General features: G+C 57.3%; 12 protein-coding genes. 9 read left to right on the forward strand and 3 right to left on the reverse strand.

The features are described 5' to 3' along the window. Positions 1–17: 17 nt before the first annotated feature. The 3 genes from HY011_02230 to HY011_02240 are packed head-to-tail and all read right to left on the reverse strand — an operon-like array spanning position 18 to position 5,144. Positions 18–872, reverse strand: a complete 855-nt coding sequence (locus HY011_02230) for a hypothetical protein (GenBank protein MBI3421734.1) — start codon at positions 870–872, stop codon at positions 18–20. 33 nt (positions 873–905) lie between these two features. Beyond that, positions 906–4,490 (reverse strand): CHAT domain-containing protein, encoded by a 3,585-nt coding sequence (locus tag HY011_02235; protein ID MBI3421735.1) that lies wholly within the window; start codon positions 4,488–4,490, stop codon positions 906–908. Between the two features lie 42 nt (positions 4,491–4,532). Continuing rightward, on the reverse strand, positions 4,533–5,144 hold the full coding sequence (locus HY011_02240; protein ID MBI3421736.1) for a sigma-70 family RNA polymerase sigma factor: 612 nt from the start codon (positions 5,142–5,144) through the stop codon (positions 4,533–4,535). A 742-nt stretch (positions 5,145–5,886) separates the two neighbouring features. Here HY011_02240 and HY011_02245 point away from each other — a divergent pair. The 9 genes from HY011_02245 to HY011_02285 all read left to right on the forward strand — a co-directional run bounded on the left by HY011_02245 (position 5,887) and on the right by HY011_02285 (position 16,065). Then, positions 5,887–7,470, forward strand: coding sequence for an aminopeptidase (locus tag HY011_02245; GenBank protein ID MBI3421737.1), 1,584 nt, complete (start codon positions 5,887–5,889; stop codon positions 7,468–7,470). A gap of 175 nt (positions 7,471–7,645) precedes the next feature. Next, complete coding sequence (locus HY011_02250; protein ID MBI3421738.1) at positions 7,646–7,885, forward strand: hypothetical protein; 240 nt, start codon at positions 7,646–7,648, stop codon at positions 7,883–7,885. Positions 7,886–8,098: 213 nt separating this feature from the next. Continuing rightward, the gene (locus tag HY011_02255) at positions 8,099–8,512 is read left to right on the forward strand and encodes a hypothetical protein (protein MBI3421739.1); all 414 of its coding nucleotides are present in this window, start codon (positions 8,099–8,101) and stop codon (positions 8,510–8,512) included. Positions 8,513–8,630: 118 nt separating this feature from the next. Next, positions 8,631–9,194, forward strand: coding sequence for a hypothetical protein (locus tag HY011_02260; GenBank protein MBI3421740.1), 564 nt, complete (start codon positions 8,631–8,633; stop codon positions 9,192–9,194). A 386-nt stretch (positions 9,195–9,580) separates the two neighbouring features. Beyond that, positions 9,581–11,185 (forward strand): hypothetical protein, encoded by a 1,605-nt coding sequence (locus tag HY011_02265; GenBank protein MBI3421741.1) that lies wholly within the window; start codon positions 9,581–9,583, stop codon positions 11,183–11,185. 74 nt (positions 11,186–11,259) lie between these two features. Continuing rightward, positions 11,260–12,147, forward strand: a complete 888-nt coding sequence (locus tag HY011_02270) for a hypothetical protein (protein MBI3421742.1) — start codon at positions 11,260–11,262, stop codon at positions 12,145–12,147. A gap of 29 nt (positions 12,148–12,176) precedes the next feature. Next, on the forward strand, positions 12,177–12,662 hold the full coding sequence (locus HY011_02275; protein ID MBI3421743.1) for a hypothetical protein: 486 nt from the start codon (positions 12,177–12,179) through the stop codon (positions 12,660–12,662). 37 nt (positions 12,663–12,699) lie between these two features. Continuing rightward, a complete protein-coding gene (locus tag HY011_02280) occupies positions 12,700–13,200 on the forward strand; it encodes a hypothetical protein (GenBank protein ID MBI3421744.1) in 501 nt (166 codons plus the stop codon). 186 nt (positions 13,201–13,386) lie between these two features. Beyond that, positions 13,387–16,065, forward strand: coding sequence for a hypothetical protein (locus HY011_02285; GenBank protein ID MBI3421745.1), 2,679 nt, complete (start codon positions 13,387–13,389; stop codon positions 16,063–16,065). Positions 16,066–16,069 lie beyond the last annotated feature (4 nt).

The following is a 16,069-nucleotide window of genomic DNA, read 5'->3' on the forward strand; positions in this document are numbered from 1 at the left end:
ATGTTAGCGCTGTAACCTCAGCCGCCAGCGCCGGAACAAAAAGGATCGTTTGTTGTTTCAGCCCCATCCGCCTTTATTGGTGCCATCAACTGATCTGGCTTTGGCTTTGGCTCGAAGATGCTGTAATAGTACAAAAAATGATTCCGATCTAGTTGGACTTTGGATGAATTTTTGGAAAGACTTTCCACCACTACTTCGTAGTCTTTTCCTCCTTCAAACGTGAAGGCTTTCGTGCCGTCACTGAAGTAGAGAAGGGCATAGCCGTTTTCTGGAATAGCTATTTCCAGCCCTGCTTTGATTGATATGGTCGTGGGCTTCGTCGCCGTTCCGGCTGTCAGTTTGCCGGTAATGTCCGCAATGCCATATTGAACACCTGGCCATGGTTTGAGTCCGTAAAGGCTTCCCGTGCTAACGTGGAATCTAGCTTTACACAGCTTAGGACTGGCCTTCACCTTCCCGACTGGATACAACTCTTTCTCGATATTGATCATGTGAAATTCCGCAGGCGAGCCGATTGAACCATCGTTGTTATCAATCAACTTCGTCAAAGTAATATCAGAAGTAGACAAGTCAAGTTGTGGAGACACCGGATAAACGTCAAGGCTCAAATCACCAGCGACCTTTTTCCATGTTTTTTTCCAATACCTGAATTTGTTTGGACCGAATTTAATCTCATTGATTCGGATTTGAGGAACATGATAATCGCCGGCGGTTACCGGCACATTCTCAGGAAGAAGATTCTTGGTTGCTTTTGAAACCTCAACCAGACCTACGGTAAGCGATGGCGGGGTGGCATTCTGCCCAGCCGCTTCCAATAAGTTGTCAGTGAAGAACATGCATAAACCATCAAATCTAACCACTATTCTGCCCATGATTTATCTCCTTTTTGCCACTTGGTGCCGTTATTAATTTACCCCGTTTCCCGAGATTACAAAGGCAGCCCAGTAGTAGGGATGCCGCCATTGTTGGTTTTCCGAATTGAGCATCTTCAGTTGCGCTTGTTGCAGCGCAGTGCTGAAAGACCGCTTTTCGATCCGATGGACTCGGTGAAACTCATTCATCAGTTCGACCGATCCATCATCATCTACTTCCCATAAACCGGCGATCACGTTTGGTACTCCGGCACTGAAGAACGAGTGCGCTAAACCTCCCATGCCTTGATCGTGCAGAAACGTATTTGCAGCAGCCCGGCAACTGGAAAGCACGACCAGGCGCGTGCGCTGCAACTTGAGCTTAAATATCTCGCCAGCTTGCAGGCTGTCGCTCGCCCAATCCTGCGCATTGCCATCAGCATCCGCTTTCTCCGTCGCCAAAATGATCAAAGAGCGCAGTGGGTTTTGCTCATTGACGATACTATGAGTAGCCAAATGCACTATCTCGTAATCGCCTATCAGTTTGAGTAAGGCACTCTTGGTCGCCTCCGCCTGTGTTAATCCAGTGTTGTCAGAATAGAGTGATCGAATGGCTGTCACTTCCACCGCTGTTCTAGGCAGCGGTTTCAGCGCCGGATAAAGCTTAGGATTAAAGCGAGGATTACTCACAGTCAAAAGCGCCTCCTTGGGCCCCTTCTTCAATCGCCCCAGTTCAAGCATTTTGATCGCCACACTAGCGCTGGGGTTGATGACCGTGGCGTAATCCTGAACGAGATAACGCTGCGAATTAGGGGAGACTAGCGCGGAAAAAGGCACCGCGTTCAGGAACCGGTCTGGAACAATTATCAATATGCTCTGACCGTCCAAGCGGTGCGCAATAGGTTCGATCAAGACTTCGTAGAGTTTCGAGGCGGCGCTATTCAGTCGGTCGATGTCACCGCGGTTATACAATTGAGCTAGGTAATCCGACACTATACTCTGTAGCTTTTTCTCCGTGATTGGGACAGCGACCGTCATCCATTGCTGCGCGGTGACCACCCAAATCAGCAAGCGCTCATCAGTGACGGCATATGTTACAAGCTGGGCATTGGCAGGTATTGATTGTTGTACTTGTTTGAGCGTCAGCGCGGTCGAAAAACCGGAAGATTCCAGCGCTTCGCCAGATTGATTGGAGGGTTTGACGCCGATACCGGTCAAGGCGTCACGCAATTCACTGCCGCGCGTCATCTCCGCATAATCGAAGGCGCGGTCGAAAGTCTTTTTGCGGAAATACTGATAACCAACCATTGTGCGGTAAACATTACTCTTGTCATTCAGGAAACTGCCGCGTATTGCCGCTTCACCCGTATTCTTGCGCGCCCGTTCGATCAGCTCAATACTGTCGTGCAATTCCTTTTCAGCTAACTCGTCTTTGCCTTGTCGTAAGTAGACGATGGCCATGCGGTGGTGAAGAACTGACTGGTTATAAAAATTATGCTCACCAACGATACTTAAGACTTTACGGTAGGCTGCTTCAGCCACTTCCCATCGCTGTTGATTGAGGAACGCATTGCCCAAATTCAGATACAGATCGGGAGTCAGTATGGCGTTGCCAGTCTTGTCTTGATAATTTTCCGCCAACGAAATGGCCTCGTTTAGTGGCCTAATCGCCTCTTCGTTTCTCCCAGCTTGCGCATAGTATGTGCCGGTTTTGGCGAGCGAGGCGATTGTGATTATCTGATTGGCGTCGCTCTGGCAGTACCGGGAGGCTTCGAGCTGATAATCTAATGCGGGCTGAAGGTTTCCGCCGACAGCCAGCAATTCGGCGATCTTCGTATAAACCTGACAAGCTCGGCGAGTTGGCAACGAATGACCCCAAATCAATTGCAACGAAGCCAGATTCTTGTTGATACCAGTCTCGCGGTCACCCAAATCCGCATAAGTTGAACCGACGAAACGCAAGGCATTAGCAGTGGCACCTGTATCCCCTAAGCGGCTGAAGATTTCATAAGCTTGTAAGCTCGCTTGCAATGCAGAGTAAAAATCTTGCCGAGCGAGTCGCAAATTGGTGTCGGCAATCAAGGCTCTGGCGTGCAGCATCTGGTGCCGATGGCGGGAAGTTTCGGCGATCAATCGCTGCCGGAGTTGGGGCATCTGGGGCGGCTCGACCTGCTGCGAGTTGAGCATCAAAGCTAAGCCACTGAGTGCCAATTCACTGTGGCAAACATCCGCTGCTTGCTCAGCGCTCCCGCGCGCTTTGGTGTAAAGGGAGATCGCCTGATCGTAGTGTCCAGTCTGGAAATTAGTTTCGGCTTGTGCCAACAGCAAGCGCGTGTTCTTAATCTTCTCGAGTTGTCGCTTATTCGCGCTAAAAATGTACGTAAACAAGTCCGCAAAGAAGTGCTCATCCTTCGTCTCTTTAATGCTTTGGGCAAGGCGCAGGAGCACCCGACGGTATTGATCGGCCTTCGCGCGATTGTCGCTACTAACCACCGCTAGATACTCATCCGGCAAGTCGCGGGTAAGCAATTCTGACAACTCACTAAAATGCTCAGCCCAAAGCCGCCTTATTTCCGTGTCATTATTGGCGTCGTTCGCTACCAGAAAGAGTTGGGCCTTCAAATCCTGAGACGTCTTTGGGAGCGACGATTGGGTGCGCAGTTTTTGCAATCGAGTACGTGCTTCATCAGCCCAGCGTGAGGTTGAATCAATTTCGAGATACTTTTCCCAGGCAGACTTTGCCTCGGAAGGCAACATCATTTGCTCGCGGATGAGTGCCAAGTTAAACCATGCTTCGGGTAATCGTGGTGCAAGTTTAAGTGCCTGCTCACAATTTTCTGCGGCTTGCGAAAACGTCAGCACAGACTGTTCCAATGTGCCGCGTTCGTACAGCAGTGTCGCCAGATCAACATAAGCTAGTGGATTTTGGGGGTCAGCCTCCAGCACTGCACGCAATTGCTGTTCAGCTTGATCAAATTCCCGTTTCAACAAATGCAACCTACCCAATGCCTGCCGCGCCTTTGGCGAAGGGCGATCCGCCACTTCACGCGCTAACTCTGCCGTGGCAGCTAACAACAACTCTGGCTTGACCGGGGCAGCATCATTGCCACCGCGGGTTACTTGATACGGCAAATAGGGAAAACCACCCGTGACGCGTGCTTCCAGCGGTCGGCTTTGTGTCCAAGCTTGGCGCAAAGAGGCCATCGCAAGTTCAACCGGCTGGTTGCGTTGATAATAGAAATAAGTAGGTACAACAAAAACCAGCAACAGCGCAGCGGCAACAGCCCAGCCGAATGCCGGTTGCCGAAAAACAAACCAGTGCCGCCAATTCAACGGTTCGGCAATCTGAGTAACTAATTGCGGTTGGGCAGCCGTGCCCCTTTTCGCTGCCAGCGCTGCCGCTTCGCCCAGCCGTAACAGGCCGTCGAATTCGGGGCTGCCTTCCAATTCAGCATCAGGTTGTTGGGTGGATTGCCGGATCATTGCCAATTGCTCGCGGCAGTCAGCGCAGCGGATCAGGTGATCTTGCAGGCTGGGCAGCCGCTCTGGCAGGAGCGCGCCGCTCAAACAGGCAGCGAAGTCCTGGGCCACAAAATGGTCATTCCTATCCGGGATGCTCTGATTCAATTCGTTTCCCATCTGGAAATGCCTCAGCAATAGAGGACGCAATTCACCGGTAAATCACACGGCCCCTGAAAGATATTTTCGCAGGCGGCTTTTCATCTGTCCCAAAAGGTTGGCGATGCTGGTCTCTTTCAATTCGGCTACGCCCAAGCCAGCAATCTCGGCGGGGCTGTAGCCTTCGCGCGCATAGAGCAAAAAAATCAGGATGTCGCGTTTGCGGTTCGGGCCGTCAAAACATTTTTCCAGCGTGTTGATTAACTCGCTTTCGGTAATGCTATGCGCCGCGCTTGAGACAGGGGTTGCCAGACTGGCTTCGCCTTGTTCTTCGAGTACGGCTTGTAAGGAGACTTCATCTGCCGCGCGCCGTAGCGCCTGGCGGGCGCGCAAAAAACTCAGTGTTTGGTTGATGGCGGCGTGCGCCAGATACGCTTCGGCTTCGGCTTCGCTGGCGCCGCGAAAGTTGCGCAACAGGCCGAAATCGTTTTTAACGATGGCCGTATAAACATCCTGCAATAAATCAGCGGCGATTTCGGCGGGCGGCCAGGGGCCTTGCCCGCTCTTACGCCAGGCCACGGTAATGCTGCGTACCAACAGCGGATTGAAACGGCGCACGAACTCCAACCAGTACTCATCGCGCTGCGGCTGCGCGGCACAAAGTTGAAACAACATTGAACTGGCACTGCTTGTGAGGTGGCGTTCCTCCATAAGTATTCAAGCGGCAGCCGAGCCTGCGGTTACGGTTCACTGCTAAAAACCTAAAGCAATTACGGAAAGGCTCTCTCGATTCTTCGCACTACACGTTAGTTGTGGGGAAAAGATTAATGCCTAATTTTTTGAGGATGGCAATACGCGCGCACCACGCGAAGGGTTTTATTGCCAGAAAAATATCGAGACTGCGCCTGAGAGCGCAGGCGTCGCGCCTGCTGTAAAAGCTGCCGCGCAGCTTCTTTAGAGCGATTTTCACTACAGTGTACGGGAACGCCGCGCAGTGAGGCAGTACCGCGCGCGTGAGCAAGCGGCGCGTCAAGCTTGCCCTATGGGCTGCATTGCCAAAGCGCCGCTTGCTCACGCGCGCGGTACTGCTCCAGCGTCCCGTAAACGCAACTGCAAACCGCTCTAATCACAATCCTCACAACTGAAGTAAGGCGGGAAAAGGCGCGCTGCGCGACTTTGCTCACAGCAGGCAAGGTGGCCTGTGGTCTCAGAGCGAAGAAGTTTTTTTTTCCGAGGCAGAGTAGTTTCGGACATGCCTTGCGTCCTCTGCTAACGAACGGGACTTCAGACCGGTAAACAGCTTCCGAAGCTTCCGAGATGCCGGCGCTGATGTTGTTTTCAGGCGCTTAGCCAAGCACAGGCGATCCATTCTGAACCAAGATTTTTCGTTTCGGCGTGTGGCCGGAAGGAGGGGCAAGTGTTGTTACCAACCGGTCAATTTCCGTGGGATGAAGCTACGACACAAGCATTCTCGTTGGCCGTGTTGCTGGAAGTCTTACGCTGGCTGGCCGCGTGGTTATTGGCCGTCAGCGCCGTGACGTTTGTTCTTTATCTGGTTGGCGTGACGTTGCTTTGCCGTGGCGAGACACGGGCAAACCGACGCGCAGGCAAGCCCGGCGCACAACCTAAAACCCAGGCGCGGCCCGTGGCCGTCAAAGCGCAACACGCGCCAAAAAAGATGATGCCAAAAGGAGCAATCGTGAAAACCAAACTGTTCTTACTCATTGTCAGCAGCGCGCTGACATGCCTGGCGCTGGCCTGCGCCACCCCACCCGTTGACAACCAAAAACCAGTAACAGCGGCGCCGGCTTCAGCCCAGGGTACAACTTCGGCCACGCCGCCCTCAGCCATTCCTACGCCCGCCGTGAATTACGCGGCCATCGCGCAAAAGGTGGTCACGCAATGCGCCGGGGTCAAACAGGGCGAGATTATCCAGATCAGCGGCGATGTCAAAGACGCTGAGTTGCTGGAAGAACTGGCGCTTGAAGTCAGCAAGCTGGGCGCGTTCCCGCTGGTGCAGATGTACCGCAGCAACCCGGAGCGCGCGAAACGGGCCATGCAAGAAATCCCGGCCAAGTGGGATACGCAACTCAATCAACTCGGTCTCAAACTCACGGGGATGATCAATGCCAACATCATGCTCGCCAACGCCGAGCCGTCCAACCCGTTTGAAGACTTCCCGCAAGAACGTCTGGACGCGCAACGCCAGGCGAGCGAGCCGATCAACAAATTGCGCCGCCAACGCAATATCCGCGGCATCGCCATCGGCGGCAACGGCCTCTATCCATCCAAGACCAACAGCGAACGGCTGGGCCTGACACAAGCCGAGTTGGCGCAGATTTTCTGGAACGGCATCAACACCGATTACACGCAACTGCAAGCCGACGGCGAAAAGTACCGCCAACTGCTGGCCGCCGCCAACGAGGTGCACTTGACGCACCCGAACGGCACCGACCTCAAAGTGAAGATCGCGCAACGGCCCGTCTTTGTCAGCGACGGCGTGATCTCGGCTGAAGACATCAAGCGCGGCGGCCCGGCGGTGCAAGTCTGGCTGCCCGCCGGCGAAGCTTATGTCACCGTCGTGCCCAACACCGCCGAAGGCCGCATCGTGGTTGACCGTGACAATTACACCGGGGCCAACGGCAACAATCTGATCGAGGGCCTCACACTCGAATTCAAAGCGGGCAAGCTGGTCTCGATGACGGCGCGCGCGGGTTTGGAACCGCTCAAGAAAGCCTATGACAAAGTCACCGGCCAGAGCGGCGCGGGCAAAGACGAATTCAGCTTCGTTGACCTGGGCATCAACCGCAGCCTGGTGCTGGGGCCCAACGCCAAACGCGGCGATTACGCCCCGGCGGGGATGGTGTCTATTGGTTTCGGCGGCAATGAACAGTACGGCGGGGCGAATAAGGCAGCGTGGGGTTACGAGACGAATTTGACAGGCTGCACGTTGCGGTTGGATGGAAAGGCGGTGGTGGAGAACGGCGCGCTCAAGCAATGAATCGCAAAAGTATTTCAGCAACGAATCAGCGTCTTCTGCTCACGGCGAGCAGCAGCGCCGCTGATTCACCACATTCATATTTCAACCCAGGAGAATCATCGTGAACTGCATTTGCTTCACATTCACTAACCCGAAAACCAAAAAGCCGTACAAAGTTTGCTGGTGTCCACCTGTCTTGGTTGACCCCTGGTGGCGGTTCAGACCAGAGGACCCTCGCTGGCTGGAGTTCGAAGGCATCAAGGCTAAGGAATTGGATGATCTGGCATTGCTAAGCACGCTCAGCACGCTGACAGAGCAGCTTAGCCCGGCCTTGGCCAAGCGACTGCAAGCGCCAATCAAAGAAGTCTTACAAGCACAGCTTCAGAAGCTGCCCGTGGAAGCACAGCTTGAGCAACATTCTGCCGCCAGGAAATAAAGACGGTGCGCTACCACTTTGATCATTTCACGATCAAACCGCGCAACTTTCTGAGCGACACAGTCACGGGGCTTTATTCGACGACACCTGTTTCGCCTTAGCGAGCAAGCCTACCGGACAGGCTGTGCATTGCGCTGAAGAGCGCAATGCACAGCCCGCCTGGGAACGCCGGCAACGCAAACTCTCAACGCATCTTCAATCAATGGAGGAATCATGGCAACGATCAAGAGCACGACCCTCGAAGTAAGCAGCGTCCCCGCTCAACCCGGCAAATCACGCGTGACGGTCACGTCCATGCTGGCCTTTACCCTAGCCGACGCGGGGAACTGGAAATACTCCATCAACCTCTACGGTAGCGACACCAATGAGCCGGCTACCGGCCCGGCGCTCATTTACACCTTCATCTATAGCAACGGCCGGCCCTATCTCCTGTTAACCGCTCAGCCTGGCGAACAAACCATCCAGGAGGACCGCATCATTGATACCAGCCTGCTGGATGAAGACCCCGGCGTAAAGGTGGTTAAGCTGCACCCGCTCATTATCCTGCCCAATCAGGACGAGGTTTACGCGTTGGTCGAATTGAGCCGCATCAATGTGTCAAACACCTGGAAATCATTTGGGGTGTAGCGCCGCTGCAGCATTGTCGGCAGGCGAGCGCAGATCGGCTGGCCCGCTCGGTCAACACGCAATTCGCTGATCCGAACCACAAGTAAGCACCACACCACCAATCCACAAGAGAAATGACATGGCTACGCAAAATTGCATTTTCAGAATCAACCGCCCATTTGAGGGCGCGCTCACGGTTACGCCCGGCGGCCCTCCCTACCCCTGCGGCAACGGACACGCAGCCCAACCGACGAACCAATTCAAGGCCCAGCTCGATTGGCAGATCGGCCCGCCAATCAAGTGTGACGAAAGCAAAGCGCTCTGGCCGGACGGGTTGTCATTGCACGCCGATGGCAACGTGATCGTGCGGCGCGACGGCTTCGCCTATTTCACGGGCAGCTTCAGTATCGTGAAGATCAGCGGGAAGGATGGAACGCCGCCCCCCGTGACCTACTTCAGCGGCGACAGGCTGGAACTCATCTTTCAGAGCGGCTCGCATCAGGCACTGGCCGAAGATTGCGCTGCACCCAGGCACGCGGAAGGCTGGCTCGACGGACGCGGTGCAGGGCCCATGGCAAATTACAGCCTGAGCGCGGCGCTCGTGGCGCAGTGGGATACCGCCCACCAGTTCTACGCCGGAACAACGAAATTCCCGAACAGTTCCATCAATCGCCTGACCGGCACGCTGGTCAAGCACGCCTGAGGCAATCGTCAACTCAACCGCCCGCTTGAACGCGCTTTCCCAACCGAATCCGCCACAGGCTGAACAGCCTGCGGCGCGTTTCCCCGGGGAGAAAATCAGGACGCGCAATGACGACGTTTATGTGGGCGGAAGTTTTTACCGCGCCGGCAGCTCTTTCATCACGGCCTATAACAACACAGGCGCCGCCGACGCTTCAGTTCGCCAAACCACCGGTGGTTTGGCACAAGCAGCAGGTGCGCGCGGATTGGGCTTTGGGACGCACGCGTGCTGCAAACTGGCGCACCACGCGCAACCGATCCGCGCGCCTGCTTATCTTTTCCCCAAGCGCGGTGTGTGGGCCGCCGCAGGGCCTGACGCGCCGCTTCACGCACAAAGGAGCAACCATCATGAACAGGCAGAAACTGGCCTGCATAGGTTTCGTATTGTCAATTTTCGTTTTGTCCGGCAGCGCGCGTGCCCAAGACGGCCTGCCCATTGGCTGGAACAAAGCCGGCAGCAAACCCGCCAATTACGAAATCAGCGTGGACAGCGCCGTCAAACACGGCGGGCAAGCCAGCGCCTGTCTGCAATTCACCGCGCAGCAGGCCGAAGGTTTCGCCACGCTGATGCAGCAATTCAAAGCCGACGCCTATCGCGGCAAACGCTTGCGCATGTCGGCTTGGGTCAAAACCGAAACAGCGGCTGACCGCGCGCAGCTTTGGCTGCGGCTCGATGCGCTCAAAGGCATGCCCGGCTTCGACAACATGGGCAAGCGCCCGATCAAGGGCGTCAATGATTGGCGGCGTTATGAACTGGTGATGGATGTGCCTGCGGAGGCCGTCAACATTGCCTTCGGCGTGATGTCCTTTGGCACGGGCCGCGTCTGGGTGGACGATTTCGCGTTCGACGTGGTGGGCGGCGATGTCGCCGAGACCGATACGCGGACGCCTGAACAGCGCAAACAGGAACGCGACAACAGCTACCTCAACAACCTCAAGCTGCCCGCCGCGCCCGCCAATCTGGATTTCGAAGGCGGCGCGCAGCCGGTGCGCGTGCCGGTCGCGGTGAGCACGCGCGTGTTGGACGAGGTCGCAGGCTATTACCAGTTCAACATGCCGCTCGGTATGGGAATGGCCGTAGTGCAGCGCGCAGGCGACAAACTCAAGCTGGTGGGCGAAGGCGAGCCTGATGAATTGCTGGCGCTCTCGGAAAGCGAATTTTTCATCAAGGGCCAGGCCCTCAGTGTCAAAGTCCAGCGTAACGGCGGCCAAGTGACGGGCTTGCGCGTCGAAGCGCCCGACGGCAATTCCATGATGTCTTTCACCAAGCTCGCGGCCAGCACGGCCAAAGCGCGTGGCGAAAAATTGATGGCGGCAGCGTATGAAGCGCGCGGCGGCCTCACCAAACTCAAAGCCATTCACAACGTCTGGCACGACGCCGTGCGCAGCGTGCCCGGCCAGAGCGACACTTACTTTGATCTCTACCTTTCCGACCAGGTCGAGTTTTACCAGGAAAACCGCGACGCCGATAACAAGACCATCACCGGCAAGACGGTGATGGACGGCAAGACGCGCTGGGTCAACGACGGCAAGACGACCACCGCAGCCGACGCCGCCGGTTACGCCGCGTCCAAACAAAACATGCAATTGATCTGGCTCGAAGTCAGCTTGCAGCCGCTGGCCGGACAAACGCTCGAAGCCCTGGCGCTCGACGATACGACATACAAGGGCAAAGCCGTGAACGTCGTCGGCACGTTGATTGACGGGCGCTGCTACGCGCTGTTCTTCGACGCCGCGACGCATCATCTGATGCGCATCACGACCAGCAACGGGAATGCGCTGCTCGATTACAGCTACGATGATTACCGCCCCATTCGTGGCGGAGAAGCCGACGGCGTGCAACTGGCGCACAAGGCGTACATCACGTCCGGCAACGGCGTGACGCGCACCGTCACCATCAACAAGTTTAAGTTCAACGCGGGCATTGATGCGGCCAAGCTGCGCAAGCCCTAACCGTTTCCCTTTCGCGCCGCTGTTCAACCACAGACGCGACGAACCAACAAACTACCAACCATAGGAGAATCGCCATGAAACGAAGCTTGATCTTGTTGTTATTGCTAAGCGCCACGCTGTCTGTGAGTCGGTTGACGACGCTGGCGCAAACGCCCGCGCCGCAAACGCCGCCCAAAGTCCTGCAACTCTTCCGCGAAGAGGTCAAACCGTACATGAACGCCGCGCACGAGAACGTGGAAGCGGGCTGGCCCAAGGCGTTCGCGAAAGCGAAGTCCAAGGCTTATTGGCTCGGCATGACTTCTATGTCTGGCCCAAGCGAAGCGTGGTTTTTGAACAGCTATGATTCCTTCGCCGCCCTTGAAGCCAACCAGCAAGAGGATAATCCGGCCTTGCAGGCTGAGTCCGAACGGCTCGGCCAACAGGACAAAAATTTGATCAACAGCGCGCGCGGCATCCTCGCCAGTCTCAACGAAGGGTTGAGCTATCGCCCCGCCATCAATCTGGCGCAGATGCGATATTTCTGGGTCGAGACCTTTCGCATCCGGCCCGGCCATTACGCCGAATTCGTCGAATACCGCCGCATCCTCAACGCCGCGCACGAGAAGGCCAACATTGACGAGCACTGGGCGGTTTATGACGTGGACGCGGGGCTGCCTGCCGACACAGTGCTCATCTTCCATCCGCTGCGTTCGCTCAAAGACGTTGACCAGGCGTCGAGCCTGCACGGCCAAGCGTATGTGGACGCTTTGGGCGCGGAGAATCGGAAGAAGATTCCGGAACTGCAAGCGGCCTACACGCTCAGCAGCGAGTCGAATTACTTCGCCATCAGTCCAAAGATGAGTTACGTGCCACCGGCAATCGTCGCGGGCGACCCGGCGTTTTGGCATCCGAAACCGAAGGCGCTGGCAAAGGCTCCAATCACCACCAAGAAGGCGGCGGAAAAAACCACCGGCGCACAATGATCACGCAACCAACCGAAAGGAGAAAGCTCATGAAACCAATTCTGTTGTGTGTCTGCATTCTCTGGTTTGCCTGTGCCGGCGACAGTGCCGTGGCTTTGGCGCAGGAAACCGCGCAAAAGAAAACCCCCACCAGCGCCAAACACCGCCTGGCGGTCGAAGGCGACGAAGTCTGGGTCGCCGTCAACACGATCAAAGCCGACAAGCGCGAGCAGTTCGAAAAATGGGTCTATGAAATCTTTTGGCCCGCCGGACTGAAGCTGCCCGCCAAGGAGCGCGCGGCGTTTGAGCACACGCGCGTGCTGCGTCCGAGCAAAGCCAATGACGACGGCACATGGACGTACCTTTACGTGATGGACCCGGTGATTCCCGGCGCTGAGTACGACATCGAGCGCTTGCTCAAACGCATGTTCGACGAGGCCAAGGCGCAGGAATACGGGCGGATGTTGGAAGAGACGATGGCCAAGCCGCAATTCGGTTACGACATGAAGCAAGGGCGCGTGTGGAGATCGCAATGAAACCACTGCTGCCAACCAAACCAAAAGGAGGTTTGACATGAACAGAACGAGCAAACGCGTTTTCAGCGGATTGGCGTTAGTGTTATTGACACTGGCGGCCATGCCGAACCCGCTCGCGACACCGTCTGCGCACGCGCAGGCGCAGGTCATCCACGCTCAGGTGTCGGTACCGGTGAATGACATACTCTTTTCGACATGCGCGGGCGAAGCGATTCACTTTACCGGCAGTTATCACCTGCGCTCGGCCACCACCGTAAGCGCCAATGGCAATTTCCACACCGGCTTCACGGCCAATGACTCCGACATCGTGGGCGTCGGGCTGATGAGCGGGAACCTGTACCGGCGGGTTGGCGCTACGCACGCAATCAGCAACATCAACGGCCCGCCGCCACTATCGCTCACGTTTACCAACAGCCTTAATTTCATCGGCCAAGGTCAGGCGCCCAACCAACTCTTGATCCAAAACGGCCACATCACCGTCAACGCCAACGGTCAATTGGAGGTATTTTTCGACCACACGCAGCTAGAGTGTCATTAACACCAGCCGGATTGCGCCAAATCGTTTGCAATTTGGCGTAACAGTGGGTGCGCGCGGATTGAGCAGAGGGACGCGCGTGTGCTTCAACCGTTGAAGCGCACCAGCAATCCGCGCACACTCGCGCCCTTTTCCCAAAACACGGCGGGCGTTTGCCGCGCCGCTGCACGCGCATTAAGGAGCATCGTTATGAACAGGCAGAAAGCGGCCTGCTTAGGCCTCGTGTTGTCAATTTTCGTCGCGGCGACCGCCGTCTGGCTGAGCGTCAAACCCGCCACCGCGCAATCCACCCAACCTTCGTTTCGTAATTTCGGACTAGACCCGCGCATTGTGGCAGACCCGCGCTTTGCCCCGCCCGCCACGGAAACCACCAGCGCGCTCGCGCCCGAAACACCCACCGCCGTGTGGTCGCAGGGCAACGGCCCCGACACCGGCAATCCCTTCGATCTGATCCGGCGCGGGCAGCGGCTGTTTGCCGGCACCTTCGGCGGTTTGTTTATCTCGGACGACAACGGCGAGAACTGGGCTTATCAAACCGGCAACGGCCTGCCCAACGGACGCGGCGTCACGGCGCTGGCGGCCAACGAGACAACCATGTTCCTGGGCATGAATTTCAACGGGACGGGCGGCGGCATTTACCGCTCGACCAACAACGGGCAAACGTGGACGGCGGCCAACAACGGCTTTCCCGCGCCACGCTCGATTGGGGACATGATCGTCAACGGCCCAAACATCTTCGCCGCCGCCAGCGCGGGCGAGTTGTATCGTTCGACTGACAACGGCGACAACTGGGTGCGGCTGTCCAACGGTTTGCCTAGCGTCATTGCGACCTTTTTGGGCGGCAGCCTGGCGATCAGTAACGGCGCGGTGTTGCTGATCAATCAAGCGACCAATCCGTCGGTGCTTTTCCGTTCGACCGACAACGGCACGAATTGGACGCCGGTCACCGTCGCCACGCCCGCGCCCTCCTACGTGCTGCTCACCAGCAACAGCAGCAAAGCCTTTCTCGGCACGACGACCGGCTTGCTCTCGTCCACCGACGGCGGCCAGACCTGGCAACCCGTCAGCGGCTTGCCGCCCGCCGGCACGGGTTTCGGCTATTACGCGTATGCGGATGGGGCAACGGTTTACGCGCTGATGCTGGGCGGGGCGTTCGGGCTGGGGAGTTTCAGCACCGAATCCACCCTCTTCCTCTCGACGGACAACGGCGCGACCTGGACGCAAAAACTGAAACTGCCTTTCTCGACTGAATACTCCGTGCTGGCCGAAGGCGCGACGCTGTTTGTCGGCCACCCGGCGGGCATCATCCGCGTGGACGGCAGCGGCGCGAGCTTCGCCGTGAAAAACCGGGGCTTGCGCGCGGCGACGACCTTCAGCGACATCGTCGTGCTGGGCAATCGCACCTTTATCAGCAGCCACGGCGGCGGCGTCTGGGTGACGACCGACAACGGCGCGACTTGGCGGCAGTTGAAAAACGGCCTGCCCTTCGGCGCGTTCGTCAGCGCGTTGGCGGCGGATGGGAATACGTTGTATGCCTGTCTGGAACAGGTGCTCGGCTTTTATCGCTCGACCGATTTCGGCGAGACCTGGACGAAGCTCAGCGACGTGATCTCCGCCAACAACATCAGCGACTATCCCGAAACGCTGTCCATCAACGGCGGCAAGATTTACCTCGGCATGGCGATGAGCGGTGTACAGGTTTCCGCCGACAACGGCGCAACGTTCCAACCGCTGCGCAATGGCATTCCGGCCAATGCCGATGTCACCTCGTTCACCTTCAAGGATTCAACCATCATCGTCACGACGCTGGGACAAGGCGTGTTTCGTTCGACCGACGGCGGCGCGACCTTCGCGGCGTCGAACACCGGCGTGACCACGCAATTCAGTTACGTCGCGCAATACCGCGGCAACACGATTTTCCTGGCCGCCAACAATGGCTTGTATCGCTCCCCCGACAACGGCGCGACGTGGGCGTTGACGACCGCGACGGTGGCAACCTATTTCGCCATCGCGCAAACGAGCACCACGCTGTATGCGTCGGGCCTGGCGGGTTGTTTGGTGAGCCGCGACGACGGCGCGACGTGGCAGACCAATAACAACGGCCTCTTTGGCCGCTTGATTCAAATGGCGACGCGCGGCAATCAGGTCATCCTCGCCACCAGCGGCAACAGCGTTTTCTTCCAAAACGAAGACGCCTTCGCCAACGTCTCCGCCGCCAGCTTCAATCCCGACGCGCTGGCCGAAAAGACCATCGTCGCGGCCTTTGGCTCAGCACTGGCGACGGGCACAGCTTCGGCGAGCGCCCTGCCCTTGCCGACAACATTGAACGGCACGTCGGTCAGCGTGCGCGATGCCAATGGCGTTGAACGCGCGGCCCCGTTGTTCTTCGTGTCCGCCGCGCAAGTCAACTACCAACTGCCCGCCGGCACAGCGAACGGCCCGGCCACCATCACGATCAGCAACGGCGCCAACGTCGCGCAAACGGCCACGCTGCTGGTGCGCGCGGCGGCGCCCGCGTTGTTTGCGGCGAATGCCAGCGGCACGGGCGCGGCAGCGGCGCTCGATGCGATCAAGTTCACGCCCGGCCCCTTCGACGCCAAGCAAGCCAACGGACAGCCCAACATCATCGCCATCTTCGGCACCGGCCTCGGCGGCGACGCCACCGATGTGAGCGCCGATGTCAGCGCCAGCGTCACCGCGCGGCTCAACGGCAATATCGTGACGACGCTGTATGCGGGCACGGTGCCGGGCTTGGCTGGGTTGAATCAATTCAACATCCAGTTACCCGCCACGATCACGGCGGGGACGTACACACTAACCGTCACGCGCGGTCTGACCAGCAACAGCGTGACCATCGCAATCAAGTAACGAG

The organism is Acidobacteriota bacterium (assembly GCA_016196035.1).
Taxonomy (GTDB): Bacteria; Acidobacteriota; Blastocatellia; order RBC074; family RBC074; genus JACPYM01.

Coding starts and splice junctions, on each gene's coding strand:
- HY011_02230 (MBI3421734.1), bottom strand. CDS start 872: ATGGGCAGAATAGTGGTTAGATTTGATGGTTTATGCATGTTCTTCACT.
- HY011_02235 (MBI3421735.1), bottom strand. CDS start 4,490: ATGGGAAACGAATTGAATCAGAGCATCCCGGATAGGAATGACCATTTT.
- HY011_02240 (MBI3421736.1), bottom strand. CDS start 5,144: ATGTTGTTTCAACTTTGTGCCGCGCAGCCGCAGCGCGATGAGTACTGG.
- HY011_02255 (MBI3421739.1), top strand. CDS start 8,099: ATGGCAACGATCAAGAGCACGACCCTCGAAGTAAGCAGCGTCCCCGCT.
- HY011_02260 (MBI3421740.1), top strand. CDS start 8,631: ATGGCTACGCAAAATTGCATTTTCAGAATCAACCGCCCATTTGAGGGC.
- HY011_02265 (MBI3421741.1), top strand. CDS start 9,581: ATGAACAGGCAGAAACTGGCCTGCATAGGTTTCGTATTGTCAATTTTC.
- HY011_02270 (MBI3421742.1), top strand. CDS start 11,260: ATGAAACGAAGCTTGATCTTGTTGTTATTGCTAAGCGCCACGCTGTCT.
- HY011_02275 (MBI3421743.1), top strand. CDS start 12,177: ATGAAACCAATTCTGTTGTGTGTCTGCATTCTCTGGTTTGCCTGTGCC.
- HY011_02280 (MBI3421744.1), top strand. CDS start 12,700: ATGAACAGAACGAGCAAACGCGTTTTCAGCGGATTGGCGTTAGTGTTA.
- HY011_02285 (MBI3421745.1), top strand. CDS start 13,387: ATGAACAGGCAGAAAGCGGCCTGCTTAGGCCTCGTGTTGTCAATTTTC.